Below are 26,042 nucleotides of genomic sequence, written 5' to 3' on the forward strand. Positions count from 1 at the left end.
GGCCCGGTGGGTGGGCCCGGCGCGCGTTCGGTCCGGCTCGGCCGGGGCCCGGCGACCAACCAGGACCCGGCGGAGCCGAAGCGCGCCGCCCGCCTGCCGTGGAGTGTCGGGCAGACAACAGGACGGGCGGCGCGGTTGACGGGTCGTCGCACTGTACGAGGGGGAGCCGACGACCCGAGCTACCTCTTGGCGAGGCCCTTAAGTGAAGCGCTCGCCGGGGCCCCCGCGGCAGGGTGCGTATCGCATTTATGCGCGTACTCCGTTCACACCCCGTGTGAACCCCGCACCCACTAGCCTGGTTGCGACGAGCCCTTGGAGGGGCCCATGCAGCCCAACGCCCTGCTCGACGCCCTCCTCGCCGAGGCGGGCATGTCCCACGCCGGACTCGCCGCGCACGTGAACCAGGCGGGCCGCACCCGCGGACTCGCCCTGAGGTACGAACACACCGCCGTGACGCGGTGGTTGAAGGGGCAGCGCCCGCGCGGGCAGGTCCCGGACCTGATCTGCGAGGTCATCGGGGGCCGGCTGCGGCGGCCGCTCTCCCTCGACGACGTCGGCTTCGGGGTGCCGGGGCAGCCCGCCGACGCCAGCGGGTCCCCGCTCAGCGGCTTCGTCGACCGGGCGGCCGCCCTGTGGCGCTCCGACGGCAACGGGCGCCACGGGCCCGACGCCGGGGCGGTCACCGGTACCCCCGCCGTGATCCCGGTGTGGGAGTGGGAGAACCCGCCGGAGGACGCCGACGTGTCCCGCGCGGGGCCGACCCGCGTCGGACCCGAGCACGTGGAGATCCTCAAGGCCGCCCGCGCGCACTACGAGCTGATGTACCGCAGGGCCGGCGGCGTGGCCACCCGTGACCGGGTCGTCCGCTTCCTCGGCACCGAGACCGCCCCCCTGCTGCGCGGCAGCTACTCCGACGGTCTCGGCCGCAGCCTGCACCGGGCCGGGGGCTCCCTGGTGGCCGTGGCGGGGATCTGCGCCTACGACTCGGACGCGCACGGGCTGGCCCAGCGCTACTTCCACCAGGCGCTGAGGCTGGCCAAGGCGAGCGGGGACCGGGGGCTCGGGGCCTATGTGATCGCGCTGATCGTCAACCAGTGCCTGCACCTGCGGGAGTTCCGCCAGGCCGTGGCCTTCGCCGAGGCGGCCCTGCGCACCGCCGGCCGGCACACCACCCCGGCGCTGGCCGCGGACCTGTACGCCATGCAGGCCAAGGCCTATGCCCAACTCGGCGACTCGGCGGCCGCGTTGGCCTGCATCCGCAAGGCGGAGGAGGCGGCGGAGCGGATCCGGCCCGGTACGGAGCCGGACGAGACGGGGTACGTGCAGCCCGGGCTGGTCAACGTACAGGTGGCCGAGGCGCTGCTGGGGATGGGGGACCTGCGGGCGGCCCACGAGCAGGCCGTGGCGGCGGTCGGGACGCCCGCGCACGACCGGGGCCGGGTGCACCGGCTCGCGATGCTGTGCGAGATCCAGCTGCGCCAGGGCGAGGCCGATCAGGCGGTGGCCGCGGCGGCCGAAATGGCCGAGCGGGCCAAGGGGATGGAGTCCCTGCGCCTGCGCGACCGGCTGCGGGCGGTCCGGGAACAGCTGCTGACCAGCGGTTGTTCGGGTGCGCAGGAGACGGCCGAGCTCATCGACGGGGCGCTGCGCGTTCCGCTGTGACATCCCCCGTGGCGTTCTCTGCGCCGCCCTTTGCGCGTTCCCCTGGGCCCGGGTGAACTGCTGCCATGTTGCCACCTACTCGATCGGAAGGTGGTAGAACCGTGCAGTGGATGAACCTGAGTGAGCAAACCGTGTACACGAACCGCTGGTTCGACGTGAATCTCGCCGATGTGGAGCTCCCCGACGGCCGGCACCTGGACCACTTCGTCATCCGGCTGCGCCCGGTTGCCGTCGCCACGGCCGTCAACGAGGCCAACGAGGTGCTGCTGCTGTGGCGCCACCGCTTCATCACCGACAGCTGGGGCTGGGAACTGCCCGCCGGGGTCGTCGAGGACGGGGAGTCCGTGGAGCGGGCGGCCGCCCGCGAGATGGAGGAGGAGTCGGGCTGGCGGCCCGGACCCCTGCACCACCTGATGACCGTCGAGCCGTCCAACGGGCTGACCGACGCCCGCCACCACCTCTACTGGGCGGACGGGGCCACGTACACGGGCCACCCCGAGGACGACTTCGAGTCCTCGCGCCGCGAGTGGGTACCGCTCAAGCTGGTCCCCGACATGATCGCGCGCGGCGAGATCCCGGCCGCCAACATGGCGGCCGGACTGTTGCTCCTGCACCACCTGCGGCTCGGCTGAGCCGCAGGTGGCCGGCCGTACGGGTCAGCTGTACGGGTAGAAGCCCGAGCCGGTCTTGCGGCCGAGACGGCCGGCGTCGACCATGCGCTGGAGCAGCGGGGGAGCCGCGTACAGGGGCTCCTTGAACTCCGCGTACATCGAGTCGGCCACCGAGGCCACCGTGTCCAGACCGATGAGGTCCGCGAGCTTCAGCGGGCCCATCGGGTGGGCGCAGCCCAGCTCCATGCCGTTGTCGATGTCCTCGCGGCTCGCGATGCCCGACTCGAACATCCGGATCGCGGACAGCAGGTACGGGATGAGCAGCGCGTTGACGACGAAGCCGGAGCGGTCCTGGGCGCGGATCGCGTGCTTGCCCAGCACCTGGCCGACCAGGGCCTCGGAGCGCTTGACGGTCTCGTCGCTCGTGGTCAGCGCCGGGATCAGCTCGACGAGCTGCTGCACCGGGGCCGGGTTGAAGAAGTGGATGCCGATGACCTGGTCGGGACGCGAGGTCGCGACGGCCAGCTTGACCAGCGGGATCGAGGAGGTGTTGGAGGCGAGGATCGCGTCCGGGCGGGTGATCACCTGGTCGAGGACCTGGAAGATCTCCGTCTTGACCTGCTCGTTCTCGACGACCGCCTCGATGACCAGGTCGCGGTCGGCGAACTCGCCGAGATCGGTGGTGAACGACAGGCGGGCCAGGGTCGCGTCCCGCTCCTCCTCGCTGATCTTGCCGCGTTCGGCGGCCCTGGTCAGAGAGGTGTGCAGCCGGGTCCGCCCGAGTTCGAGGGCCTCGCCGGTGGTTTCGGCGACCATCACCTCGAGCCCGCTCCGGGCGAACACCTCAGCGATGCCCGCGCCCATCTGGCCACAGCCCACTACGCCGACGCGTGCGATGTCGTCTGGGAGGTCCGTCACATCGTGCCTTTCGCTGCTCTCCATCGCGGGTCCCCCGTACTCGTGCAGTGGTAACTGCGTTCCGGCGCCCGCCACGATCCCCGACGTTACCCCCGTCGTTGCCCGGCGTGTCGGGCCGGGGCGGGCATGCTGGGCGGACACGAGGCAATGTCACGGAACGGAACGGAGTCGTCACATGGCGTCCATCGGGAGGCGGAGGGTGCTCGCCGCGGCGGCGGGGGTGCTGGCGGCGGTGGCGGCGGCCCCCGCGCAAGCGGCCGGGCCGGAGGCGGACGGGACCGGCCGGGAGGAGCGGGCGGAGGGGGCGGGTGCGCCCGCGTTCCGCGGGATGTGGGTCGCCTCCGTGCAGAACGTGGACTGGCCCTCGCAGAGCGGGCTCTCCGCGCGGGAGCAGCGCGCCGAGCTGCTGGGTCTCCTCGACACCGCCGTCGCCCGCCGCCTCAACGCGGTGATCCTCCAGGTCCGGCCGACCGCCGACGCGATGTGGCCCTCGGCGCGCGAGCCCTGGTCCCAGTGGCTCACCGGCGAGCAGGGGGTCGACCCCGGCTGGGACCCGCTCGGCACGGCGGTCGCCGAAGCGCACGCCCGCGGGCTGGAACTGCACGCCTGGTTCAACCCGTACCGGGTGGCCAACCACACCGACCGGAGCCTGCTCGTCCCCGAACACCCGGCCCGCCGGAACCGGGGCTGGACCGTGGCCTACGGCGGCAAGCTGTACTACAACCCCGGGCTGCCGGAGGTCCGCCGCTTCGTGCAGGACGCCATGCTCGACGCCGTCGCCCGCTACCCCCTGGACGGGGTGCACTGGGACGACTACTTCTACCCGTACCCCGTCGAGGGCCGCGATTTCGACGACGACGCCGCCTACGAGCAGTACGGCCGGGCCTTCGCGACCCGTGCCGACTGGCGCCGGCACAACACCGACACCCTGGTCCGCGAGATGTCCGAGCGGCTGCGGGCGCTGCGCCCCGCGACGCGCTTCGGCATCAGCCCCTTCGCCGTCTGGCGCAACTCCGACCGGGATCCGCTCGGTTCGCAGACCCAGGCGGGCGTCGGCACGTACGACGACCTGTACGCGGACACCCGCAAGTGGGTGCGCGAGGGCTGGATCGACTACATCGTGCCCCAGGCGTACTGGCAGATCGGCCACCCGTCCGCCGACTACGCCGCGATCGTCCCCTGGTGGGCGCGGACCGTCGCCGGCACGCGCGTCCAGCTCTACGTGGGGGAGGCGCTGTACCGCTGCGACGCGCAGAGCTCCACGGCCGCCTGGCGCGATCCGCGCGAGCTGTCCCGGCACCTGAGGTTCGCCGCCGGGTACCCGGAGGTCCGCGGCCACGTCTACTTCTCCGCGAAGCAGGTGGTCACGGACCCCAACGGGGCGATGGCCCGGGTGGTCGCCGACCACTATCCGACGGCGGTGGCCGTGCCACCGCGCTGACCGGGCCGTCTTCGGGGGCCCTCAGGGGCGGCCCGTCAGTGGTCGTGGTCGGCGGGGTGCTTCACGACGCAGTCGGGGCCGGGGGACATGACGGCCTCGTGTCCGTCCGTGAAGCGGACGCGGTAGGGAGGGGTGCCGTTCTCTCCCAGGACCTGGGTGATCTCACCGACCTTGTCGTGCTGGCCCACGATCCTGCCGTGCTGAACCAGCTGGTCGCCCTCGGTCGCGCGCATGCTGACCTCCTCGGTGGCGGTCCGTTCCGGTGCTAGCAGTTTAGGTCGTTCAGCCCCTTTTTGGCCCATCGGGCCGCTGCGTGACCGCGATGCAGACGAGCACCGCGCAGGCGGCGACGGGCGCGGCCGGGGACAGCTCCTCGCCGAGCAGCAGCACCGACCACAGCAGGGTCAGCAGCGGCTGCGCGAGCTGGAGCTGGCTCGCGCGGGCCGCGCCGATCTCGGCCATGCCGCGGTACCAGACGTACAGGCCGAGGAAGGAGGAGCCGACCGCCACCCAGACCAGCCCGGCCACCCCGCGGCCGGTCAACTCCACCGGCTCGTACGCGAGCCCGAGCGCGGAGCCGACGAGGCCGATGGGCAGGCACAGCACCAGCGCCCAGGCGATCACCTGCCAGCCGGGCAGCAGCCGGGCCAGGCGCCCGCCCTCGGTGTACCCGGCCGCGCACACCAGCAGTGCGGCGAAGAGGAAGGCGTCTCCGGCAGAGAGGGCGCCGCCGCTCTGGGCCACGGTGAACCCGAGGACGACGACGGCGCCGGCCACGGCCGCGGACCAGAAGCGGCGCGAGGGCCGGGCCCCGGTGCGCAGCGAGGAGACGACGGCCGTGGTGAGCGGCAGCAGGCCGACCACCACGGCGGCGTGCGAGGTGGTGGAGGTCTGCAGGGCCAGGGTGGTCAGCAGCGGGAAGCCGACGACCACACCGCCGGCGACGACCGCCAGCCCCGCCCAGTGGGCGCGGGCGGGCACCGGGACGCGCAGGGCCACCAGGAAGGCGGCGGCCGTCAGGCCCGCGAGCAGACAGCGCAGGCCGAACAGGGACCAGGGGCCGAAGCTCTCCAGGCCCCAGGCGGTGCCGGGGAAGGTCAGAGAGAAGGTGACGACTCCGGCCGCGGCGAGGGTGGTGCCCCCGAGGGCGGGGCGGCGGATCCCGGTGCCGGTTCCTCGAACTGCTATCGCGTTGGGGAGAGTAGCGCTATTCTGTGCTGTCATGTACGAGCGTAGCAGTGTCGCGGAACTGGCGGAATCCCTTCGAGTCGAGTTGAACCGCTACTCGGTGGGTGGAAAGCTCCCGTCGAGCAGGGCCCTGGTCGAGGAATACCGGGTCAGTCCCGTCACCGTGTCCCGGGCCCTCGCCCAGCTCGCCGCCGAAGGCCTGGTGGTCACCCGCCCCGGAGCCGGGGTCTACCGCGCGCAGCCCCGGGCCCAGGCCCCCGCGCCCGGCGACACCTCCTGGCAGGCCGTCGCCCTGAGCGCCGAGGACGCAGGGGAGGTGGTCCCGCGCTCCGTGGACGCCTCCGGAGTGCTGGTCACCCTGGCCGCCCCGCCCGTCGGGGTCATCGAACTGCACAGCGGCTACCTGCATCCGGCGCTCCAGCCCGAGCGGGCCATGGCGGCGGCCCTCGCCCGGGCCGGCCGACGGCCCGGGGTGTGGGGGCGGCCGCCCGTGGAGGGGCTGCCGGAGCTGCGGGACTGGTTCGCGCGGGAGATCGGCGGGGCGGTCGCAGCCGGGGACGTCCTGGTGACCGCGGGCGGTCAGAGCGCACTCGCCACCGCCCTGCGGGCGCTCGCCCCGCCGGGGGCGCCGATCCTCGTCGAATCCCCGACCTACCCGGGACTGCTGGCTCTCGCGCGGGCCGCCGGGTGCCGGCCCGTGCCGGTCCCGGTGGACGCGGACGGGGTCCGGCCGGAGCTGCTGGCCGCCGCCTTCGAAGCCACCGGGGCGCGGGTGTTCGTATGCCAGCCGCTGTTCCAGAACCCGACCGGGGCCGTCCTGTCCGGCGAGCGGCGGGGAGAGGTCCTGCGGATCGCCCGCGCCGCCGGGGCGTTCGTGCTGGAGGACGACTACGCGCGGTCCCTGGCCCACGAGGACTCGGGCCCGCTGCCCGCGCCGCTCGCCGCCGAGGACCCGGACGGGGTCGTCGTCCACGTGCGCTCCCTGACCAAGGTCACCTCGCCCAGCCTGCGCGTGGGAGCACTGACGGCCCGCGGCCCGGTCTTCGACCGGCTGCGCGCCATCCAGGTCGTGGACAGCTTCTTCGTGCCCCGGCCCCTCCAGGAGGCCGCCCTGGAACTGGTGGGCGCACCCGCCTGGCCGCGCCACCTCAAGACCGTGGCCGCCGAGCTGCGCCACCGCCGGGACGTCCTCGCGGGGGCGCTGCGGCGGGAGCTGCCGGAGCTGGAGGTGCCCCATCCGCCGCGCGGCGGCTACCAGTTGTGGGCGCGGCCCGGCGGGGGCGGCGACGACGCGGCCTTCGTGGCGGCCGCCCTGCGGGCCGGGGTCGCGGTCGCGCCGGGACGGCCGTACTTCTGCGCGGAACCTCCCGGTCCGTTCGTCCGGCTGAGCTTCGCCGGGGTGTCCGGCGCGGGCGAACTGACCGAGGCCGTCCGGCGGCTGCGCGCCGGGCTTCGTCTCGACGCTTGACCTCGTGCGACACGCGGATCACCATCGCCGCATGCATGTTCGGGTTTCGCTAGTCGCAGCAGCCCGTAGTACCTCGCTGCTCGCCGAGCGCTTCGACGACGACCGCCCCCTCGACGTAGACGGCTGGCGCGCGGTGGAATCCGCCGCGCGCGGGCTCGTACCCCTGGGCTCGGCCGAGCTCCGCTACTGTTCGCCGACCTCGCGCAGCCGGGCCACCGGTACCGCCCTCGGCTACGCCCCGATGGCGCAACCCGCCCTGCGGGAGTGCGACATGGGCCACTGGCGCGGACTCACCCTGGCCGAGGTGGCGGCTCGGGACCCCGCGGCCGTGGACCTCTGGCTGACCGACCCGCGAGCCGCGCCGCACGGCGGGGAGTCCCTGCTCGCCTTCATCGCCCGGATCGGCGGCTGGCTCGACACCCGGCCGGCCGACGACGGGGGAGCGATCGTGGCGGTGGCGGAGCCTTCGGTGGTCCGGGCGGCGCTCGTCTACGCGCTGAACGCGCCGCCGCTGACCTACTGGAACGTGGACGTCCGCCCCCTGTCCACGCTCACCCTCGCCGGCCGCCCGCACCGCTGGAGCCTCTCCCTCCCGGCGCCGGTCTAGTGGCGTGACCGGCCACGGCACTAGATCATTTAATCGGTTGAAGCGCAGGTGGGGCGTGCTTAGCCTGCGGGCATGGACGACAGCACAGACGCGAACGGCTCGGGCATTCGGATCACCACGCTCGCCGAGCGGCCCGAACTGGCGGACCGGCTCTGGGACATGAAGGACTCGTGGCCGGAGTTCGCCCAGCACGACGCGCTGGCCTGGCTGTTGTACCCGCGGATGGTGGCCGAGTTCCCGGAGTACGTCCTGATCGCCACGGACGGCGACACGGTGGTCGCCCGGGGCTTCAGCGTGCCCTTCGCGCAGCACGCGCCCGGCCGTGACGGGGTGCTCCCCGCGCAGGGCTGGGACCGGATCCTGATGTGGGCCTTCTCCGACCGACGGCGCGGGGTCGAGCCCGACACCGTGAGCGCGATCGAGATCAGCGTCGCCACCGGCCGGCAGGGCGAGGGCCTCTCCGGCCGGATGCTCGCCGCAATGCGGGAGAACGCCCGCGCGCGCGGCTTCGCCGAGGCGGTGGCGCCGGTGCGGCCCAGCGGAAAGCCGGCCGAGCCGGACACCTCGATCCACGAGTACGCGTACCGCACCCGCGAGGACGGCCTCCCGCACGACCCGTGGCTACGGGTCCACGTCCGGGCGGGCGGCGTCATCGACTCGGTGGCCCCGCTGTCGATGACGATCACCGGCTCCGTCGCCCAGTGGCGGGAGTGGACCGGCCTGCCCTTCGACACGGCCGGCCCGGTCCGGGTGCCGGGCGCCCTGTCCCCGGTCCACTGCGAACCGGAGCAGGGCTTCGCGGTCTACGTCGAGCCGAACGTCTGGGTCCGGCACGCCCTCGCCCGGACGGCCTAGAGCAGCGCGATGGGCGCGGTGGCCGAGGAGGGGAGGTAGATCCCGCCGACGCCGGCGTAGGTGGCCCGGTAGCCGCGCAGGAGTTCGTCCAGCGGGATCGTCGGCCGGGCCGGGGTGTCGCAGCGGGCGGCTCCGAACTGGTCGGTGACCGCGGTGCACAGGGGCCGGCCGCCGACGGTGGTGAAGGTGACCGGTACGCCGTCCAGCCCGGCCGGGGCGTCCGCGATCCGCACGGTGGTGCTGAGGTTCCTGACCCCGAAGAGCAGCCCGTTCAGCTTCGCCGGCCCGGCCGTGGTGAGCGTGGCCACGGCGGGCCGGACCTGCTCGGGCGCCGCGCAGAGCTGGGTGCCAGGGGCGTAGACCTGCCCGGTGGGGCAGGCCACGACGGTGGCGACCCCGCCCGCGCACTGGACGTAGAACCGCTGGTCCTGCAGGCGCGGCAGTCGCCCGGTGGCGCCGCCCGCGCACGAGCCCTCGGCGGCGCTCACGGGTGCGGCCCCCACTCCCAGCGCGAGGACCGCCCCGGCGGCCAGCGCGGCGAACGAGGCGGCCCATCCCTTGCCGGCCGGACCCTTGCCGATACGTAACACCCTTGCCCCCAGCTCACTCACTGTGACGAAATGAATACGAAGTGACTATAGGGACGGCCGTGTGGCGGGCGCAACGCTCTCAGGGCATCGCCAGAGAGTGCGAATATCCGTCGGCTTGAACGCGTTCAAGCCGACGGAGTCCGGTCACGGGACCACGGGACGGACCAGGGGTACGGACATGGGGCATGGCTGCGGGCACGACGGGCGCTCACCCGTGGCAGTGGGGGAACGCCCTGGCCGCGCTGATCATCCCGGTGCCCCTCGCGGGGAGCCGGGCAGGATCCGAAGGAGACGGACTAGCGGCCCCGGGGCTTACCGCGCTTGCCGGTGGACTTGGCCGTGGCCTTGCCGCCCTTGGGGGCACCGGACCGCGGGTTCCTCGCGGCCGGCTTGCCGCCCGACTTGGGAGCGGGCTTACGGGCCGGCTTCGCCTTCTTCTGCTCGGGCTCCGGCTGGGTGCGGCCGCGGCCGCGCGAGCTGTTGACGGTCCGCCCGCGCACGATCCCGATGAACTCCTCCACCAGGTCGGGAGTCTCCTCCGCCTCGGGCCACGACAGCGCGACGCGCGACTCGGGGGCGTCCAGCAGGGTGCGGTAGGTGAGGTCCTTGCGGTGGTGCAGCCGCGCCAGCGACTGGGGCACGATCAGCACCCCGATGCCCGCGGCCACCAGCTCGATCGCGTCGGCCGTGGTCTCCGGGCGCTGGAACGCGGCCTTGCCCGGCAGCTGCTCCCACCCGAGGGTGTCGTCCAGCGGGTGCAGCACGATCTCGTCGGCCAGCTCCGCGATCGACAGCTCCTCGGCCGCGGCCATGGGGTGGTCCTTCGGGATCACCACGACCGTGGTCTCGGTGTAGAGCGGGATCGCGCTGAGGTCCGTGCGGTCGATCGGCAGCCGGACGAACCCGGCGTCGGCGCCGCCGCCGCGCAGCAGGGCGGGGGCTTCGGCCGGAGCGACCTGGACGAGGGTCAGCGGAACGTCGGGCAGACGCTCCTTCCAGATCCGGACCCACTTCGTGGGAGTCACCCCGGGGACGTATGCGAGCTGGAACGACGGGGGTGTCCGGGAGTCTGTCACCCGGCCAGATTACCGGCCGTGGTCGGAGGGGGCGCACATGCTCGATACCCTTGACCTCATGACGTCGCACCAGACCACCCAGACCATGAAGCCCGCTACCGCGGCGAAGAAGCTGGGTGTGTACCTCGAGGCCACCCCCGCAGAGTTCCAGGAGGGTGTCGTCTCGCGCACCGAGCTGACCGCCCTCCAGGCCGAGCCGCCGCAGTGGCTGCAGGACCTCCGGGCGAACGGCCCGCACCCCCGTCCGGTGGTCGCGTCGAAGCTCGGCATCTCGATCGCCGGTCTGGCGCGCGGCGGTGTCACCGAGCCGCTCACCACGGAGCAGATCGAGGCCCTCAAGCAGGAGATGCCGGAGTGGCTCGCGAAGGAGCGCGCCACCCAGTCCGACGTCCGCAAGGAGACCGTCCGCATCAAGCAGATGCAGGCGGAGAAGGCCGCGAAGGCCGCCGAGAAGGCCGGGAAGTAGTCTCCCGTCCGGTCTCCTTCGGGCGGCCTGCGGGCTTCCTTGCGGCCCCCCGTGGCCCGCACCGGCCGTGAGATGCTGGTGCGCGTGACGATCGAGGACCTGGTGCGGCTGCGGCGGGCCCGGGACGTGATGGACCGCGACTACGCCGAGCCGCTGGACGTACCGGCGCTGGCCTCCGTCGCCCTCATGTCGCCCGGGCACTTCTCCCGCAGCTTCCGGGCGGCCTTCGGAGAGACCCCGTACAGCTACCTGATGACCCGCCGCGTCGAGCGGGCCAAGGCGCTGCTGCGCCGGGGCGACCTGAGCGTGACCGAGGTCTGCTTCGCGGTCGGATGCACCTCGCTCGGGTCGTTCAGCTCGCGCTTCACGGAGCTGGTCGGCGAGACGCCCAGCGCCTACCGGGCCCGCCGGCACGAGGCCGGCGCCGCCATCCCGGCCTGTGTGGCGAAGGTCTTCACCCGGCCCGTGCGGAACTCCGCGGGCAACGGGGGAGCGGGATCCGCGGCCGCGTCGTAGCGTCGGGGCATGACCATCAAGATCTCGCAGTGCTTCATCGCCGTCGACGACCACGACAAGGCGCTCGCCTTCTACCGTGACGCCCTCGGCATGGAAGTGCGCAACGACGTCGCCTTCGAGGGGATGCGCTGGGTGACCGTCGGCTCGCCCGAGCAGCCCGACGTGGAGATCGTCCTCGAACCGCCGCTCGCCGATCCCGGCGCCTCGCCGGCCGACCGCCAGGCGATGGCGGAAATGCTGGCCAAGGGCGTGCTCCGCGGGGTGATCTTCGCGACGGACGACGTGGACGCGACGTTCGAGCGCATCCGGGCCACCGGCGCAGAGGTGCTCCAGGAGCCCGTCGACCAGCCGTACGGGGTCCGCGACTGCGCCTTCCGCGATCCGTCCGGCAACATGCTCCGCTTCAACCAGCCCCGCAGCAGCTGACCCGCAGCGGCTGACCCGCGCTCCCGCGGGGCCTCACCCGGCGGCGGCCCACCCCGGGACCGTCGGCAGCACCGTCTCGGCGACGCGCCGCACGACCGCGTCGTCGGGCACCCTGCCGTCGGAGCGCCACAGGGTCAGCTCGTAGGAGCTGCCGTCGTCCTGCGGGCCCCGGGCCACCACCAGGGTGCGGGTCGGGACGCCGGTGCCGGTGCTGGTATTGCTGCCGTCCAGCCTGAAGCTGATGCTGAGGGTGCGGTCCGAGTAGAAGGCGGCCGGATGCCCCAGGACGGTCACCGTCGGCGCGCCGCCCCCGAGGAGTTCGGCCACGGTCGCGATCTTCAGCCCGTCGTCCGAGGCCCTCAGGTGCACGGTGTAGGTCTCGAGGTCGACCCTGCCCGAAGGGGTGTGGATCGCGGTGTCGCCGCCGACGGGCTTGAAGGTGCTGCCGCCGCCGTTCGCGTTCTTCACGGCCTCCCCCGGAGTACCCAGCAGGTCCGCGAGGTCGGGGCGGTGCAGCGCGGCGCACAGCTGGTCCCCGGACACGTCCGCCGCCTCGGTCACCGCCTCCGCGGGCGTCTTCTCCGACTGCCCGTGCGAACAGGTGACGGGCTTGGGCTCGACGCCCGCACTCGCCGCCCGGTCGTTTGCCCAGAGGCCGATTCCCACGGCCCCGAACAGCGCCACGGCTGTGAGGCCCTGGCCTATCGCGGCGCCCTTGCTGATCGTCAGACCGTCCCCGCCCATGTCCCCCACCTGCTGTGTTCCCCCGATATGTGCCCGGGGAACGTAACCCGTGATCACCGGGCGGACAAGCGAGTAACACTGGGGGAGCAAGGCCGGATGATTGCTTTGCATAAACGTGCGCTCGTACGTATAGTCATGCCATCGAGGAGGAGGGTCCGATGGTGGTACGTGTAGCGGTGGCCGGTGCGAGCGGATACGCGGGCGGGGAGGTGCTGCGCCTGCTGCTGGCCCACCCCGAGGTCGAGATCGGCGCACTGACCGCCAACTCCAACGCCGGGCAGCCGCTCGGTGCGCTCCAGCCGCACCTGGTGCCGCTGGCCGGACGCGTTCTGGAGGCGACCACGCCCGAGGTGCTCTCCGGTCATGATGTCGTCTTTCTCGCCCTGCCGCACGGCCAGTCCGCCGCCGTGGCCGCCCAGCTCGGCGAAGAGGTCCTCGTCGTCGACATGGGCGCCGACCACCGGCTCCAGAACTCCGCCGACTGGGACACGTTCTACGGCGCCCCGCACGCCGGGACCTGGCCCTACGGCCTTCCCGAGCTGCCGGGCGCCCGCGCCGCCCTGGCCGGCTCCAAGCGCATCGCCGTCCCCGGCTGCTACCCGACCGCCGTCTCGCTCGCGCTGTTCCCGGCCTACGCCGCGCAGCTCGCCGAGCCCGAGGCCGTGATCGTCGCCGCCTCCGGCACCTCCGGCGCCGGCAAGGCGCTCAAGCCGAACCTGCTGGGCTCCGAGGTCATGGGCTCCATGAGCCCGTACGGGGTCGGCGGCGGCCACCGCCACACGCCCGAGATGGTGCAGAACCTCAGCCCCGTGGCCGGCCAGCGGGTGTCCGTCTCCTTCACGCCCACGCTGGCGCCGATGCCCCGCGGCATCCTGGCCACCTGCTCCGCCAAGGCGCTGCCGGGCACCACGGCCGACGCGGTCCGCGCCGCGTACGAGAAGGCGTACGCGGACGAGCCCTTCGTGCACCTGCTGCCCGAGGGCCAGTGGCCGGCGACCGCCTCCGTCTACGGTTCCAACGCCGTTCAGGTCCAGGTCGCGTACGACGAGACCGCGCAGCGGATCATCGCGATCAGCGCCATCGACAACCTCACCAAGGGGACCGCCGGCGGCGCGGTCCAGAGCATGAACATCGCCCTCGGCCTCCACGAGAGCCTGGGTCTTTCCACGATCGGAGTCGCCCCGTGAGCGTCGCACGGGCAGCCACTCGGCTGCAGACGACGACGATGGCCGCACGGGCGCGCTGCGCGGGCGGAGAAGCGAACGAGGAGATGCCGTGAGCGTCGCACGGGCAGCCACTCGGCTGCAGACGACGACGATGGCCGCACGGGCGCGCTGCGCGGGCGGAGAAGCGAACGAGGAGATGCAGTGAGCGTCACGGCAGCACAGGGGTTCACGGCGGCGGGCATCGCCGCCGGGATCAAGGCGAACGGCAATCCCGACCTGGCCCTCGTGGTCAACAACGGGCCGCGCCTGGCCGCGGCCGGCGTCTTCACCTCCAACCGGGTCAAGGCCGCGCCCGTCCACTGGTCCGAGCAGGTCCTGCGCGGCGGCACGGTCAGCGCGGTCGTCCTCAACTCCGGCGGCGCCAACGCCTGTACCGGCCCCAAGGGGTTCCAGGACACCCACGCCACCGCGGAGAAGGTCGCCGACGTCCTGAACGGGCTCGGCGGCGAGGTCAACGCCGGCGAGGTCGCCGTCGCGTCCACCGGCCTGATCGGCGTCCTGCTCCCCATGGACAAGCTGCTGCCCGGCATCGAGACCGCGGCCGCCGCGCTCTCCGCGGACGGCGGCGAGGCCGCGGCCATCGCCATCAAGACCACCGACACCGTGCACAAGACGGCCACGGTCGCCCAGGACGGCTGGACCGTCGGCGGCATGGCCAAGGGTGCCGGCATGCTCGCCCCGGGCCTGGCCACCATGCTCGTCGTCCTCACCACCGACGCCGACCTGGACGGCGCCACCCTCGACCGGGCGCTGCGCGCCGCGACCCGCACCACCTTCGACCGGGTCGACTCCGACGGCTGCATGTCCACCAACGACACGGTGCTGCTGCTCGCCTCCGGCGCGTCCGGCCGGGTGCCGGCGTACGAGGCGTTCGCGGAGGCCGTGCGCACGGTCTGCGACGACCTGGCCCGCCAGCTGATCGGCGACGCCGAGGGCGCCAGCAAGGACATCCGCATCGAGGTCATCGGCGCGGCCACCGAGGAGGACGCGGTCGAGGTCGGCCGGTCCATCGCCCGGAACAACCTGCTCAAGTGCGCCATCCACGGCGAGGACCCGAACTGGGGCCGCGTCCTGTCCGCGATCGGCACCACGCAGGCCGCCTTCGACCCGGACCGGCTGAACGTCGCCATCAACGACGTCTGGGTGTGCAAGAACGGCTCGGTCGGCGAGGACCGCGACCTGGTGAGCATGAAGGGCCGCGAGGTCCGCATCACCGCCGACCTGTCCACCGGTTCGCAGTCCGCCGTCATCTGGGCCAACGACCTGACCGCCGAGTACGTTCACGAGAACAGCGCCTACTCCTCATGAGCACTGCACGCAGGCACACCGCCCTGCCCAAGGCCGAGATCCTCATCGAGGCCCTGCCCTGGCTGACCCGGCACAACGGCAAGGTCGTCGTCATCAAGTTCGGCGGCAACGCCATGATCGACGAGGACCTGAAGGCCGCCTTCGCCCAGGACGTCGTCTTCCTGCGCCAGGCCGGCCTGAAGCCGGTCGTCGTCCACGGCGGCGGCCCGCAGATCAACGCCCAGCTCGACAAGCAGGGCCTGGTCAGCGAGTTCAAGGCGGGTCTGCGCGTCACCACGCCCGAGGCGATGGACGTCGTACGGATGGTCCTGGCCGGGCAGGTCCAGCGCGAGCTGGTCGGGCTGCTCAACCAGCACGGGCCGCTGGCCGTCGGCATGACCGGCGAGGACGCCCACACCATCACCGCCACCAAGCACCTGCCCGAGATCGAGGGCGAGAGCGTGGACATCGGGCGGGTCGGCGAGATCACCGCCATCGACACCGGCGCGATCGAAGCGCTGCTGGCGGACGGCCGGATCCCGGTCATCTCCTCCATCGCGCGCAGCGCCGACGACCACCACGTGTACAACGTGAACGCGGACACGGCCGCCGCGGCGCTCGCCGCCGCACTCGGCGCCGAGACGCTGATGGTCCTCACCGACGTGGAGGGGCTCTACGCGGACTGGCCCAACAGCGACGAGGTCATCAGCCGGCTCACCGTCAGCCAGCTGGAGAAGCTGCTGCCCGAGCTGTCCAGCGGCATGGTCCCGAAGATGGAGGGCTGCCTGCACGCCGTCCGCAACGGGGTGACCACCGCCCGGGTGATCGACGGGCGGGTCCAGCACTCGATCCTGCTGGAGATCTTCACGGACGAGGGCATCGGCACGATGGTCGTGCCCGACGCACAGGCAGCAGACACCCAGGGAGGGGACCCCGCATGACCGGCAACCAGGAGTTCGCCGCCCGCTGGCAGGGCGCGCTGACCAACAACTACGGCACCCCCGCGCTGGCGCTCGTACGCGGAGAGGGCGCGCAGGTCTGGGACGCGGACGGCAAGCAGTACACCGACTTCGTCGGCGGGATCGCGGTCAACGCCCTCGGGCACGCGCACCCGGCCATCGTCACCGCCGTGACCGAGCAGATCTCCACCCTGGGCCACGTGTCCAACCTCTACGCCTCCGAGCCGGTCCTCGCGCTCGGCGAGCGGCTGCTCCAGCTCTTCGGCCGCCCCGGCAAGGTCTTCTTCTGTAACTCCGGTGCCGAGGCCGTCGAGGCCGCCTTCAAGATCGGCCGGCTGACCGGCCGGACCCACATGGTCTCCACCACCGGCGGCTTCCACGGCCGCACCATGGGCGCCCTGGCGCTCACCGGGCAGCCCGCGAAGCAGGGCCCGTTCCTGCCGCTCCCCGGAGACGTCACGCACGTCCCGTACGGCGACGTGGAGGCCCTGCGGGCCGCCGTCACCGAGGAGACCGCGCTCGTGATCATCGAGCCGATCCAGGGCGAGAACGGCGTGGTCGTCCCCCCGGCCGGATACCTGACGGCCGCCCGTGAGATCACCCGGGCCACCGGCACCCTGCTCGTCCTCGACGAGGTGCAGACCGGCATCGGGCGCTGCGGCCAGTGGTTCGAGCATCAGGCCCACGAGGGCGTCGAGCCCGACGTCGTCACCCTCGCCAAGGGGCTCGGCGGCGGTCTGCCGATCGGCGCCGTGGCCGCCTTCGGGCCCGTGGCCGACCTGCTCCAGCCCGGCCAGCACGGCACCACCTTCGGCGGCAACCCGATCGCGTGCGCCGCCGGCCTCGCCGTGATCGACACCGTCGCGGCCGACGGTCTCCTCGACCAGGTCAAGGAGCGCGGCGAGCGCTTGCGGGGCGGAATCGAAGGATTCGCACACCCGCTCGTCTCGCACGTCCGCGGAGCGGGCCTCCTGCTGGGTATCGTGCTGACCGAGCCGCTCGCAGCGCAGGTCCAGCGCGCGGCTCAGGACGCCGGCTTCCTGGTCAACGCGCCCGCCCCCGACGTCGTACGGCTCATGCCCCCGTACGTGCTCTCCGAGGCCGAGGTGGACGCGTTCCTGGAGGCCCTGCCCGGCGTGCTCGACGCAGCGAAGTCCGCCGCAGGCGTGGACGGATGATCAAACGGGGAATGGGACGACGATGAGCCAGGCGCAGGAACACGAGCCGAACGGGCAGTCCGTTCCGCAGACCCGCACCGCCCGCCACCGCCGGATCGTGGACATCCTCAACCGGCAGCCGGTCCGCTCCCAGAGCCAGCTGGCCAAGCTGCTCGCCGACGACGGGCTGAGCGTCACCCAGGCGACGCTCAGCCGCGACCTCGACGAGCTCGGCGCGGTGAAGATCCGCAACACCGGGGGCGAGCTGATCTACGCGGTACCCAGCGAGGGCGGCTTCCGCACCCCGCAGGCGCCGCTCGGCGAGTCGGCGAAGGAGGAGCGCATGCGGCGCCTCTCCGGCGAACTGCTGATCTCCGCGGAGGCCTCCGCGAACCTCGTGGTCCTGCGCACCCCGCCCGGCGCGGCCCAGTTCCTCGCCTCGGCGATCGACCAGGCCGAACTCCAGGCCATCCTCGGCACGATCGCGGGCGACGACACCCTGATGCTGATCAGCCGCGACCCGGCGGGCGGTCAGGCCCTCGCCGACCACCTGCTGAGGCTGGCCCAGAAGGAGGGCTGAGCCGACGGCTCCCGGTGTGCGGGGGCGCCGGTCCGTCGGTCCGGCGGTTCGTCGGAAACACGGTGCCGGTCCGGCGCCGCCGCACGTAGCCTCGGGGCGTGCTCCAACTCGTCCTCGTACTCGCGGTGTTCGTCATGAACGCCGCCGTCTACGGGCCCCTCGCCCGGCGGTGGCGGCGCCGGGCCCGGATCCGGCGCGAGGTCCTCCGGCTGGTCGCAGGCCTGCGCCTCGGGCCGTACCAGGTCGCCGCGATGGCGCACGGGCAGGCGGTGGCGGCCGCCGCCGAACTCCTCCTCGACGGATACCTCGGCATCGACGGCGAGGGCGCCGTGCTCCTGACGGAGACGGGCCGCGATCCCGCCCGGACCCCCTCCCACCCGCTGCCCGCAGCCCTGCTGGAGGCGGTGCGGCGACACGATCCCGAGCCGGTGTCGATCGGCTGGATCGACCGGAACGACGAGGAGTACGGGGCCCGGCGCCGAGCCCACCGTGCCGAAGCGGACGCCCTGCTGCCCGAGCTCCCGCGCATGCCGCCGGACGAGGAGCCCGGGTGCCTGCGGGGCTGCTGCGGCTGCGCGGGCCTGATCCTGCTCCTGGTGTGCTGGATGGTGGTGGCCGAGCTGCTGGTGTTCTCCCGCCCGCACGGACCGGCGCAATGGGCGGCGGCCGCCGTGACCGCGCTGGGCCTGGTGTCGCTCTGCTACGCCGAAGCCGCCCGCCGGGCCGTCCTGGCCCGCACGGAGTGCGGCGACCCCTTGGGCGACCGGATGCGGGCCGAGGTCCACCCCGCCGTGGCCGCGCTGGACGAGGAGCAGCGGGTCCGCGTGCTCCGCAGCGCCGACGACCACGGCCGCTGGCGCGGGGCGGACCGGGTGGTCTCCGAGGACGGGGACGACGACGGGGACGAGGACTGGGGCTGGGGCTGGGGCGGCGGGGACGACGGGTGGGAGGACGCCTACCACTACCGGGCCTCCGACGAGCCCGCCGGAGAGGCGGGCCCCGGCGCCCTTCCTAGTAGCGGGTGACCGCGAGCGGTCCGTCCGCGGTGCCGATCGCGATGTGCGGCCGCCTGCGCGGGTCCGCCCAGCGCAGCACCGCGCGCATCGCGTACTCGGGGACCGAGACGCAGCCGGCCGTCGCGCCCTTGCCGTCGACGTGCAGGAAGATGCCCGCGCCCCGGCCCCGTACCGGCTCCTCGTAGTTGAAGGCGATGACCAGGGCGTGCGCGTACTGCTTCTCGTACGTGGTCAGGTGCTCCGCCTCGCCCGGCGCGCAGTCCGCGGGCAGCGGCTCCACCCAGCGGTTGTAGCTCGCCGAGGAGTTGTCCTGGCACCACCAGGAGTCGGGGGTCACCTCCCGGTAGCGGTACGCGGTACCGGCCGGGGCGTCCGCGATGCCGAAGGCGTAGGGGAGCGCGTACAGGCCGGCCGGGGTCGTGTTCGTCCCCTGGACCCTGCTCGCGCCCTCGGTCAGCCCGTTCGCGCCGAAGCGGGCGGGCGCGCTCCCCACCGCGTGCCAGCGCCCTGCCCACCGGTCCCACCAGGTCAGGCGCCCGGTCGTGGAGCCGGGGGCCGGAGCCACGGCGGTGATCAGCTGGCTGCCGCCGCCGGTGTCCGCGAGTCGGGCGGGCAGCGGCGGGGCACCCTGGGGGCCCTGGAGCAGCAGGCTGGTGACGGTCAGTGAGGCGGCGAGGAGCGCGGTACGCAGCACATGTCAGACGGTACGGGGCGGAAGGGGCAACGGCAGGCCCGGCAGGCCGTCGATGCTCACCGCGATGTGTTCCTTCTTCTCGCAGTACTCGCTGAACTCCTCGTCCGTCTTGCGGCCGAAGTACTCCGCGTGCAGCGTGCGCTCGCCCTGGTAGTCCATGAAGGGGACGGCGAACCCGCACACGGTGGCTATCCGCCGGGTCCGCACGAGGATGACGGCGCGGGCCGAGGGCCCGTCCGCGTCCCCGAACCGTTCGAGCAGCCCGTCCCAGCGCGGGTCGTCGCGGAAGACGGCCTCGCCGTCGCCGTGGATGCGCACGATGTTCGGCGGCCCGCTGAACGCGCACCACATCAGCGTGATGCGGCCGTTCTCGCGGACGTGCGCGATGGTCTCGGCGCCGCTGCCGCCGAAGTCCAGGTAGGCGAGGGTCGTCTCGTCGATGACGACGAGCGTCCCGGCGCGGCCCTTGGGGGACAGGTTGACGTGCCCGTCACCGTCGAGCGGAGCGGTCGCGGTGAAGAAGACCGGCTGCTCCTCGATGAAGGTGCGCATGCGGCTGTCGATGCGGTCATAGAGCTTTCCCATGGTCCGATTATCGGCGTGTCCAGGGGTGGGCCAGGACCGCATTTTCACCAGGTGAGACGTGCATGGCGCATCTCACCCCAGCTGAGCTCGACGTAGTACCGCCGGTACAGGGCCCGCAGCCGGGCGGGCTCGAGAGCCCCCCGACGGACCGTCGCCCGCCAGTCCCAGGTCCGCAGCAGGCCCAGCGCCACGCGCCGCAGGTGCGGGTCCGGGTCGTCCAGTGCGGCGGTCAGTACGGGCAAGGCCTCGTCGGCGGCCCGGGCCGCGAGCAGCCGCAGGGCGGACCGCCGGACGTGCGCAGGGCGGTCCGCCCCGGACCGAGCGACCAGGGGGTCCGTCGCCAGCCGGCCGGCGTCGTTGCGCAGCGACCGGGTCACCTCGCGGACCACCGCCGGTGACGGGTCGTCCAGCAGCGGGACCAGAGCCTCCGGTACGGACGCGGGCCCGCCGAGCAGCCGCAGTGCCGCAACCGCAGCCGCCCGGACCCGGTCGTCACGGTGGCCGAGCAGCCCGGCCGCCACGACCGCGTCCGCCCGCTCGCCGCACTCCGCGAGCCCGAGGAGGGCCCCCGGCTCCGGGGAGTCCGCGGCGCACAGGAGGAGGTACGCAGCGCGTGCGTCGGCCCCGTCCCGCCGGAGCAGCCACCGGGCGCAGGCCCGCACACTCCCCGAGGGGTCGGCGAGGTACCGGTGGGCCTCCGCGGTCCGGCCGGCCGCGCGCAGGCCGGTGACGCCCGCGGCCCGTACGGAGCCGACGCGGGAGGCCAGCAGGGTGTCGACCGCGGAGTCGTCGGGCCCGTGCGCGGCCAGGGTGGCCGTCGCGGCCCGCATCCACAGGTCCCGTACGACCGCGTCGGACTCCCCGGCGGCGCGGCGGGCCAGCTCGGGAGCAGTGAAGGCCTCCGGCTCTTCCAGGCGGATCCGTACGGCCGCGCGGCGGGTCCGCAGGTCGCGGTGGGTGCACAGCTCCGCCAGGACGGCCGCGTACCGGGGCGCGCGCAGGGCCGCCTCGAACTCCGCGACGGCCCAGCGGCCCTCATGGCGCTCCGCCAGGCGCAGCACCATCGGGGTCAGGGTGCGCAGGGCGTCCTCCCCGGTGTCGCGGAGCGCGCCGCCGAGGACGCGCCGGGCGGCCTCGCGGACCTGCGGGGACCAGTCGGTGCAGCGCAGGACGACCAGCGGCAGCAGTCCGGGCACGCCCGCGGCCCCGGCGAGGGCGCGCTCCCGGATCCGGCCGTCCCAGTGGCACAGCGCGGTCGCGGGGTGCGCGCCGAACACTTCGGGCTCGTACGGGGCCAGGTACCGCACCCCGATGTCCAGTGCGGCCCAGGCGGCCGGGTCGTCGGTGTCGAGCACCTCGTCGAGCGGGGGTTGCGTGCCGTCGGTGAGCTTCACTGCGGCGTCCCGGCCCTCGTACAGCGCCCACCGCGGCCGCTCCTGCAGCAGCTTGCGGGCCCAGCCGCGCACGGCGGGGTCGCGGTGGGAGGTCAGGGACCGGGCGATCCGGCGCCGGACCACCGGCGGCCGCAGCTCCAGCAGGGCCAGTCCCGCGGCCCGGACGGGCTGCGGGCGGCCGGGCGCGAACAGCTCGAGCAGCCAGGACTCCGGCCGCGTGCGGGCGTACGGGACCACCAGCGGGCGTGCCGCCCGGGCGGCGGGCCGATGCGGGTCGGCCAGGTACGGCAGCAGTTCCTCCGGCGTGGCGGCGCCGTGCCGGCGCAGGCCGTGGACGGCCGCGGCCCGCACGCGTCCGTCGGGGGCCCGGGAGAGGAGTCGCAGCAGGGGCAGGTCCGTGCCGTCCCCGGCTTCGGCCAGTCCGAACACCGCCCCGGCCGTGGGGGAGTCCGCGCACAGCGCGCGGTAGAGGGCGAGCGGGTCCTGCCCGGCGGCGCGCACCTCCTGGCGGGCGGCCTCCCGCACCCGCGCCGAGGGGTCCGCCAGGTACGGGGCCGCCCCGCCGGCCCGTCCGGCCCGGCACAGGGCATGGACGGCGGTCACCCGCAGGGAGGCGCGGCCCTGGGAGAGCAGGGAGTCGACGAGGGGCTCCGGCAGGGCGCCCGGCCGGGTCTCCAGCGCGGACCGGGCGGCTTCCTCGCAGCGCCTGCGCACCACGCGGTCCCGGGTCACGGCGGCGGTCCCCAGCAGCAGTTCGGGCGTCAGGCTCCCGGTCTCCAGGGCCAGCCGGAGGGCCTCCCGCCGGACCTCGGGGGTCCGTCCGGTGAGGACGAGCCCGGCGGCCCGGTCGGCCGCGAGCAGCCCGGAGCGCAGCGCCGTGTGGCTGATGCGGGAGTCGGGGTCGCAGATGAGCTCCGCGACGCGGTCAGCCGGGAGCAAGTCCTGGGCCAGCGCGGCCCGGACGGCGGCGTGGCGGGTCTCCGGGTCCTGGTCCTCGGCCAGCGCGAGGACCAGGTCGGTGGAGGGCGGCCCGAGCCGGTTGCGGCACAGCTCCCAGGCCCAGGCGCCGTGCGGGCGCGGGCTCAGGAGCAGGGCGAGGGGCGCCAGGGCGCGTACGAGGTCCGCCGGGACGGCGTCGGGAGCGGTGCCGGCCGCGGTGTCGCCGGCGGCTGCGCCGGCAGCGTGCGCCGTACGTGCCGCGTCCAGTTCCCGGGCCAGCACCGACCGCGCCCGCTCCCGTACGGCCTCCTCCGTGTCGGCGCACCGGATCAGCACCAGCGCCAGGACCTCGGGCCGCCCGCTCGCCCGGCCGAGGGCGGCCTCCCGCACCCGGGGGTCGGCATGGCACAGGCAGAGCGCGAGCTCGGCGGCGGCCGGGGGAGCGGCGCTCCAGGTCACTCCGTGTCCGTCGTGCCAGTGCGGGGCGGTGCTCCAGTCGGCGAGCTCCCGGTCGTCGAACCAGTGCGGGCCCACCCGGACGGTGCCGGAGTAGGTCCACCGCCCGGAGGAGAAGAAGGTGGCCATGTTGACGCCCACGTCGAGCCGCGCCCAGGCCTGCGGACCGTCGCCGTCGAGGGCGCGCGCGGGCTCCTTGCCGTGCAGCAGGCGCTCGGCGGGTGACAGGAACGTGGTCTTGGACAGGGGCGGCAGTATCTCCATCCGGGCACTGTAGGTGCTCATCACCGCGCTGACCTCCTGTTATTCGCACCACCCCCACCCTTGATTGACGAATCATGCAGAGCAATGCATAGTTATGCCTATCGCTGGATGCACCGTGTAAGGAGAAACCCGTGACCGAGCGCGTCGTACTCGCCTATTCAGGCGGCCTGGACACCTCCGTCGCCATCGGCTGGATCGCCGAGGTGACGGGCGCAGAGGTCATCGCGGTCGCCGTGGACGTCGGTCAGGGCGGCGAGGACCTGGACGTCATCCGCAAGCGGGCGCTCGCCTGCGGTGCGGTCGAGGCCGAGGTCGCCGACGCCAAGGACGAGTTCGCGAACGAGTACTGCCTCCCGGCGATCAAGGCGAACGCCCTCTACATGGACCGCTACCCGCTGGTCTCGGCCCTCTCGCGGCCGGCCATCGTCAAGCACCTCGTGGCCGCCGCCCGCAAGCACGGCGCCACCACCGTCGCCCACGGCTGCACCGGCAAGGGCAACGACCAGGTCCGCTTCGAGGCCGGCATCGCCGCCCTCGGCCCCGACCTCACGTGCATCGCCCCGGTCCGCGACTACGCGATGACCCGCGACAAGGCCATCGCCTTCGCCGAGAAGGCCGACCTGCCGATCGCGACGACCAAGAAGTCCCCGTACTCCATCGACCAGAACGTCTTCGGGCGCGCCGTCGAGACGGGCTTCCTGGAGGACATCTGGAACGCGCCGATCGAGGACATCTACGAGTACACCGCGGACCCCGCCCTCCCGCGCGAGGCCGACGAGGTCGTCATCTCCTTCAAGGAGGGCGTCCCGGTCGCCGTCGACGGCAAGCCCGTCACCGTGCTCCAGGCCATCCAGCAGCTCAACGAGCGCGCCGGGGCCCAGGGGATCGGCCGGATCGACATCGTCGAGGACCGCCTCGTGGGCATCAAGTCCCGCGAGGTGTACGAGGCGCCGGGCGCGATCGCGCTGATCACCGCCCACCAGGAGCTGGAGAACGTCACCGTCGAGCGCGAACTGGCCCGCTACAAGCGGCAGGTCGAGCAGCGCTGGGGCGAGATGGTCTACGACGGCCTGTGGTTCTCCCCGCTGAAGCGGGCGCTGGACGGCTTCGTCAACGAGGCCAACCAGCACGTCAGCGGCGACATCCGGATGACCCTGCACGGCGGCCGCGCGGTCGTCACCGGCCGCAAGTCGGACCAGTCGCTGTACGACTTCAACCTCGCGACCTACGACTCGGGCGACACCTTCGACCAGTCGAAGGCCCAGGGCTTCATCGAGATCTTCGGCCTGTCCTCGAAGATCGCGGCCCGTCGCGACCTCGCCTGATCTGACACCGTAGTACGAACCGTCTCCCCGTTACCTCCGCGACGGGGAGGCGGTTGCACATCCGAAGCCATGCACGTTCTTGAGGAGCAGTAGCTGTGAGCAGCAACAACGGTGGCGACGTCCGGCTCTGGGGCGCCCGGTTCGCCGACGGTCCCGCCGAGGCCCTCGCGAAGCTGTCCGCGTCGGTCCACTTCGACTGGCGCCTGGCCCCGTACGACATCGCCGGCTCCAAGGCCCACGCCCGCGTGCTCGCCAAGGCGGGCCTGCTCACGGCCGACGAGCTCGGCCGCATGATCGCCGGCCTGGACCAGCTCGCGGCCGACGTGGAGGACGGCTCCTTCACCGGCACCATCGCCGACGAGGACGTCCACACCGCGCTGGAGCGGGGCCTGCTGGAGCGGCTCGGCGCCGACCTCGGCGGCAAGCTGCGCGCCGGCCGGTCGCGCAACGACCAGATCGCCACCCTCTTCCGCATGTACCTGCGCGACCACGCCCGGATCATCGGCGGCCTCGTCGCCGATCTCCAGGACGCGCTGGTCGGCCTCGCCGAGCACCACGCCGACGTGGCCATGCCGGGCCGGACCCACCTGCAGCACGCGCAGCCGGTGCTCTTCGCCCATCACGTACTGGCCCACGTGCAGGCCCTGTCCCGGGACGCGGAGCGGCTGCGGCAGTGGGACACCCGGACCGCGGTGTCCCCGTACGGCTCCGGCGCCCTCGCGGGCTCCTCGCTCGGCCTGGACCCGGAGGCGGTCGCCGCCGAACTGGGCTTCGAGCGCGGCTCGGTCGGCAACTCCATCGACGGCACGGCCTCGCGCGACTTCGTCGCCGAGTTCGCCTTCGTCACCGCGATGATCGGGATCAACCTGTCCCGGATCGCGGAGGAGATCATCATCTGGAACACGAAGGAGTTCTCCTTCGTGACCCTGCACGACGCCTTCTCCACCGGGTCGTCGATCATGCCGCAGAAGAAGAACCCGGACATCGCGGAGCTGGCGCGCGGCAAGTCGGGCCGCCTCATCGGCAACCTGACGGGCCTGCTGGCCACCCTGAAGGCCCTTCCCCTGGCCTACAACCGGGACCTCCAGGAGGACAAGGAGCCGGTCTTCGACTCCTGCGACACCCTCGAAGTCCTGCTGCCGGCCTTCACCGGGATGATGGCCACTCTCACGGTCAACCGGGACCGGATGGAGGAGCTGGCCCCGGCCGGCTTCTCGCTCGCCACCGACATCGCGGAGTGGCTGGTCAAGCAGGGCGTGCCGTTCCGGGTGGCGCACGAGGTGGCCGGCGGCTGCGTCAAGGAGTGCGAGGGGCTCGGCATCGAGCTCGACGAGCTGACGGACGAGCAGTTCGCGAAGATCTCGGAGCACCTGACCCCGGAGGTCCGTACGGTCCTCAACGTCAAGGGCGCGCTGGCCTCCCGCAACGGCCGCGGCGGCACCGCCCCGTCGGCGGTCGCGATCCAGCTCACGGAGCTGAAGGCCGACCTGGTCATCCAGCACGCCTGGGCGGCGCACAAGAACTGACGGTGGTGCCCGCAGGGGCGGCCGGAGCCTCCAGGGCCCCGACCGCCCCTGCGGTGCGTCCCGGGT

Annotated in this window: 26 protein-coding genes; 17 read left to right on the top strand and 9 right to left on the bottom strand. The window is 73.4% G+C overall.

Annotated features, from left to right (window positions below; translation table 11 throughout):
• The first annotated feature begins 324 nt into the window (after positions 1-324).
• Together ACZ60J_RS25295 and ACZ60J_RS25300 are read left to right on the top strand one after the other, a co-directional pair.
• On the top strand, positions 325-1,662 hold the full coding sequence (locus ACZ60J_RS25295; RefSeq protein WP_469685184.1) for a tetratricopeptide repeat protein: 1,338 nt from the start codon (positions 325-327) through the stop codon (positions 1,660-1,662).
• A gap of 110 nt (positions 1,663-1,772) precedes the next feature.
• The gene (locus ACZ60J_RS25300) at positions 1,773-2,294 is read left to right on the top strand and encodes an NUDIX hydrolase (protein WP_383944901.1); all 522 of its coding nucleotides are present in this window, start codon (positions 1,773-1,775) and stop codon (positions 2,292-2,294) included.
• A 24-nt stretch (positions 2,295-2,318) separates the two neighbouring features.
• On the opposite strand, the gene ACZ60J_RS25305 is transcribed toward ACZ60J_RS25300, so the two are convergent.
• Positions 2,319-3,215 (bottom strand): 3-hydroxybutyryl-CoA dehydrogenase, encoded by an 897-nt coding sequence (locus tag ACZ60J_RS25305; protein WP_469685186.1) that lies wholly within the window; start codon positions 3,213-3,215, stop codon positions 2,319-2,321.
• A 151-nt stretch (positions 3,216-3,366) separates the two neighbouring features.
• Here ACZ60J_RS25305 and ACZ60J_RS25310 point away from each other — a divergent pair, with 151 nt between their 5' ends.
• Entirely contained in the window at positions 3,367-4,632 is a 1,266-nt protein-coding gene (locus tag ACZ60J_RS25310; RefSeq protein ID WP_469685187.1) for a glycoside hydrolase family 10-like protein, read from the top strand.
• A 35-nt stretch (positions 4,633-4,667) separates the two neighbouring features.
• On the opposite strand, the gene ACZ60J_RS25315 is transcribed toward ACZ60J_RS25310, so the two are convergent.
• Both ACZ60J_RS25315 and ACZ60J_RS25320 read right to left on the bottom strand, forming a co-directional pair.
• Positions 4,668-4,865: a DUF1918 domain-containing protein gene (locus ACZ60J_RS25315; protein ID WP_250744647.1), complete on the bottom strand. Its 198-nt coding sequence runs from the start codon at positions 4,863-4,865 to the stop codon at positions 4,668-4,670.
• A 49-nt stretch (positions 4,866-4,914) separates the two neighbouring features.
• Positions 4,915-5,856, bottom strand: a complete 942-nt coding sequence (locus tag ACZ60J_RS25320; RefSeq protein ID WP_469685188.1) for a DMT family transporter — start codon at positions 5,854-5,856, stop codon at positions 4,915-4,917.
• Between ACZ60J_RS25320 and ACZ60J_RS25325 the strand changes: the two genes are divergently transcribed.
• From ACZ60J_RS25325 to ACZ60J_RS25335, 3 genes are all read left to right on the top strand, one after another.
• The gene (locus ACZ60J_RS25325; RefSeq protein ID WP_469685190.1) at positions 5,855-7,288 is read left to right on the top strand and encodes an aminotransferase-like domain-containing protein; all 1,434 of its coding nucleotides are present in this window, start codon (positions 5,855-5,857) and stop codon (positions 7,286-7,288) included. The two genes, ACZ60J_RS25320 and ACZ60J_RS25325, sit on opposite strands and share 2 nt — an antisense overlap.
• 31 nt (positions 7,289-7,319) lie before the next feature.
• Positions 7,320-7,895, top strand: a complete 576-nt coding sequence (locus tag ACZ60J_RS25330) for a histidine phosphatase family protein (protein ID WP_469685192.1) — start codon at positions 7,320-7,322, stop codon at positions 7,893-7,895.
• Between the two features lie 72 nt (positions 7,896-7,967).
• Positions 7,968-8,750 carry an N-acetyltransferase gene (locus tag ACZ60J_RS25335; RefSeq protein ID WP_469685194.1) on the top strand — a complete coding sequence of 261 codons (783 nt, stop codon included), beginning with the start codon at positions 7,968-7,970 and terminating at the stop codon, positions 8,748-8,750.
• Here ACZ60J_RS25335 and ACZ60J_RS25340 read toward each other — a convergent pair.
• Both ACZ60J_RS25340 and ACZ60J_RS25345 read right to left on the bottom strand, forming a co-directional pair.
• On the bottom strand, positions 8,747-9,340 hold the full coding sequence (locus ACZ60J_RS25340) for a chitin binding peritrophin-A domain-containing protein (protein WP_469685196.1): 594 nt from the start codon (positions 9,338-9,340) through the stop codon (positions 8,747-8,749). The two genes, ACZ60J_RS25335 and ACZ60J_RS25340, sit on opposite strands and share 4 nt — an antisense overlap.
• Positions 9,341-9,636: 296 nt before the next feature.
• A complete protein-coding gene (locus tag ACZ60J_RS25345) occupies positions 9,637-10,416 on the bottom strand; it encodes a LysR family substrate-binding domain-containing protein (RefSeq protein ID WP_469685198.1) in 780 nt (259 codons plus the stop codon).
• Between the two features lie 58 nt (positions 10,417-10,474).
• On the opposite strand from ACZ60J_RS25345, the gene ACZ60J_RS25350 reads away from it, so the two are divergent.
• From ACZ60J_RS25350 to ACZ60J_RS25360, 3 genes are all read left to right on the top strand, one after another.
• On the top strand, positions 10,475-10,882 hold the full coding sequence (locus ACZ60J_RS25350; protein WP_469685200.1) for a DUF5997 family protein: 408 nt from the start codon (positions 10,475-10,477) through the stop codon (positions 10,880-10,882).
• 84 nt (positions 10,883-10,966) lie between these two features.
• Complete coding sequence (locus ACZ60J_RS25355; protein WP_469685202.1) at positions 10,967-11,398, top strand: helix-turn-helix domain-containing protein; 432 nt, start codon at positions 10,967-10,969, stop codon at positions 11,396-11,398.
• Between the two features lie 9 nt (positions 11,399-11,407).
• On the top strand, positions 11,408-11,824 hold the full coding sequence (locus tag ACZ60J_RS25360) for a VOC family protein (protein ID WP_469685204.1): 417 nt from the start codon (positions 11,408-11,410) through the stop codon (positions 11,822-11,824).
• Between the two features lie 33 nt (positions 11,825-11,857).
• Here the strand turns inward: ACZ60J_RS25360 and ACZ60J_RS25365 are convergent, their stop codons facing one another.
• The gene (locus ACZ60J_RS25365) at positions 11,858-12,568 is read right to left on the bottom strand and encodes a DUF6215 domain-containing protein (protein WP_469685206.1); all 711 of its coding nucleotides are present in this window, start codon (positions 12,566-12,568) and stop codon (positions 11,858-11,860) included.
• Positions 12,569-12,726: 158 nt separating this feature from the next.
• Here ACZ60J_RS25365 and argC point away from each other — a divergent pair, with 158 nt between their 5' ends.
• The 6 genes from argC to ACZ60J_RS25395 all read left to right on the top strand — a co-directional run bounded on the left by argC (position 12,727) and on the right by ACZ60J_RS25395 (position 18,802).
• A complete protein-coding gene (gene argC / locus ACZ60J_RS25370; RefSeq protein WP_469685208.1) occupies positions 12,727-13,755 on the top strand; it encodes an N-acetyl-gamma-glutamyl-phosphate reductase in 1,029 nt (342 codons plus the stop codon).
• A 180-nt stretch (positions 13,756-13,935) separates the two neighbouring features.
• Positions 13,936-15,102, top strand: a complete 1,167-nt coding sequence (gene argJ / locus ACZ60J_RS25375; protein WP_469685209.1) for a bifunctional glutamate N-acetyltransferase/amino-acid acetyltransferase ArgJ — start codon at positions 13,936-13,938, stop codon at positions 15,100-15,102.
• On the top strand, positions 15,099-16,022 hold the full coding sequence (gene argB / locus ACZ60J_RS25380; RefSeq protein ID WP_469685210.1) for an acetylglutamate kinase: 924 nt from the start codon (positions 15,099-15,101) through the stop codon (positions 16,020-16,022). Before argJ ends, argB begins: the two co-directional genes overlap by 4 nt.
• Positions 16,019-17,218 carry an acetylornithine transaminase gene (locus ACZ60J_RS25385; RefSeq protein ID WP_469685212.1) on the top strand — a complete coding sequence of 400 codons (1,200 nt, stop codon included), beginning with the start codon at positions 16,019-16,021 and terminating at the stop codon, positions 17,216-17,218. Before argB ends, ACZ60J_RS25385 begins: the two co-directional genes overlap by 4 nt.
• A 22-nt stretch (positions 17,219-17,240) precedes the next feature.
• On the top strand, positions 17,241-17,777 hold the full coding sequence (locus tag ACZ60J_RS25390; RefSeq protein ID WP_250744663.1) for an arginine repressor: 537 nt from the start codon (positions 17,241-17,243) through the stop codon (positions 17,775-17,777).
• Positions 17,778-17,875: 98 nt separating this feature from the next.
• Complete coding sequence (locus tag ACZ60J_RS25395) at positions 17,876-18,802, top strand: hypothetical protein (RefSeq protein WP_469685214.1); 927 nt, start codon at positions 17,876-17,878, stop codon at positions 18,800-18,802.
• Here ACZ60J_RS25395 and ACZ60J_RS25400 read toward each other — a convergent pair.
• Genes ACZ60J_RS25400 through ACZ60J_RS25410 form a run of 3 tightly spaced genes read right to left on the bottom strand, consistent with a single transcriptional unit; the run spans position 18,789 to position 23,146 of the window.
• On the bottom strand, positions 18,789-19,457 hold the full coding sequence (locus ACZ60J_RS25400) for a L,D-transpeptidase family protein (RefSeq protein WP_469685607.1): 669 nt from the start codon (positions 19,455-19,457) through the stop codon (positions 18,789-18,791). The two genes, ACZ60J_RS25395 and ACZ60J_RS25400, sit on opposite strands and share 14 nt — an antisense overlap.
• A 33-nt stretch (positions 19,458-19,490) precedes the next feature.
• Positions 19,491-20,072, bottom strand: coding sequence for a pyridoxamine 5'-phosphate oxidase family protein (locus ACZ60J_RS25405; RefSeq protein WP_469685216.1), 582 nt, complete (start codon positions 20,070-20,072; stop codon positions 19,491-19,493).
• A 44-nt stretch (positions 20,073-20,116) separates the two neighbouring features.
• A complete protein-coding gene (locus tag ACZ60J_RS25410; RefSeq protein WP_469685218.1) occupies positions 20,117-23,146 on the bottom strand; it encodes a hypothetical protein in 3,030 nt (1,009 codons plus the stop codon).
• A gap of 110 nt (positions 23,147-23,256) precedes the next feature.
• Between ACZ60J_RS25410 and ACZ60J_RS25415 the strand changes: the two genes are divergently transcribed.
• Together ACZ60J_RS25415 and argH are read left to right on the top strand one after the other, a co-directional pair.
• Complete coding sequence (locus ACZ60J_RS25415; RefSeq protein WP_469685220.1) at positions 23,257-24,450, top strand: argininosuccinate synthase; 1,194 nt, start codon at positions 23,257-23,259, stop codon at positions 24,448-24,450.
• A 95-nt stretch (positions 24,451-24,545) separates the two neighbouring features.
• Complete coding sequence (gene argH / locus ACZ60J_RS25420; RefSeq protein ID WP_469685221.1) at positions 24,546-25,976, top strand: argininosuccinate lyase; 1,431 nt, start codon at positions 24,546-24,548, stop codon at positions 25,974-25,976.
• The last annotated feature ends 66 nt before the right edge of the window (positions 25,977-26,042 follow it).

This window comes from Streptomyces sp. NPDC104226 (assembly GCF_055584085.1).